Source organism: Enterococcus spodopteracolus (assembly GCF_030441955.1).
Lineage (GTDB): Bacteria > Bacillota > Bacilli > Lactobacillales > Enterococcaceae > Enterococcus_B > Enterococcus_B spodopteracolus.
Genome location: NZ_JARJHD010000066.1, coordinates 1 through 749, shown reverse-complemented (window position 1 = coordinate 749; position 749 = coordinate 1). Strand labels below are relative to the sequence as shown.

At 48.9% G+C, this 749-nt stretch carries 3 protein-coding genes; all 3 read left to right on the top strand.

The annotated features are described in order from the left end of the window. Positions 1 to 20 precede the first annotated feature (20 nt). On the top strand, positions 21 to 182 hold the full coding sequence (locus tag P3R27_RS14510; protein WP_080444705.1) for a NinE family protein: 162 nt from the start codon (positions 21 to 23) through the stop codon (positions 180 to 182). Next, positions 137 to 349 carry a protein NinF gene (locus P3R27_RS14505; RefSeq protein ID WP_306424353.1) on the top strand — a complete coding sequence of 71 codons (213 nt, stop codon included), beginning with the start codon at positions 137 to 139 and terminating at the stop codon, positions 347 to 349. Before P3R27_RS14510 ends, P3R27_RS14505 begins: the two co-directional genes overlap by 46 nt. Next, positions 342 to 749 (top strand): recombination protein NinG (locus P3R27_RS14500; protein ID WP_246194532.1); only part of this gene is annotated, 408 nt, incomplete at its 3' end. The genes P3R27_RS14505 and P3R27_RS14500, both read left to right, overlap by 8 nt.

Below are 749 nucleotides of genomic sequence, written 5' to 3'. Positions count from 1 at the left end.
TGGCGAGACAGCGACGAAGTATCACCGACATAATCTGCGAAAACTGCAAATACCTTCCAACGAAACGCACCAGAAATAAACCCAAGCCAATCCCAAAAGAATCTGACGTAAAAACCTTCAACTACACGGCTCACCTGTGGGATATCCGGTGGCTAAGACGTCGTGCGAGGAAAACAAGGTGATTGACCAAAATCGAAGTTACGAACAAGAAAGCGTCGAGCGAGCTTTAACGTGCGCTAACTGCGGTCAGAAGCTGCATGTGCTGGAAGTTCACGTGTGTGAGCACTGCTGCGCAGAACTGATGAGCGATCCGAATAGCTCGATGCACGAGGAAGAAGATGATGGCTAAACCAGCGCGAAGACGATGTAAAAACGATGAATGCCGGGAATGGTTTCACCCTGCATTCGCTAATCAGTGGTGGTGCTCTCCAGAGTGTGGAACCAAGATAGCACTCGAACGACGAAGTAAAGAACGCGAAAAAGCGGAAAAAGCAGCAGAGAAGAAACGACGACGAGAGGAGCAGAAACAGAAAGATAAACTTAAGATTCGAAAACTCGCCTTAAAGCCCCGCAGTTACTGGATTAAACAAGCCCAACAAGCCGTAAACGCCTTCATCAGAGAAAGAGACCGCGACTTACCATGTATCTCGTGCGGAACGCTCACGTCTGCTCAGTGGGATGCCGGACATTACCGGACAACTGCTGCGGCACCTCAACTCCGATTTAATGAACGCAATATTCACAAGCAA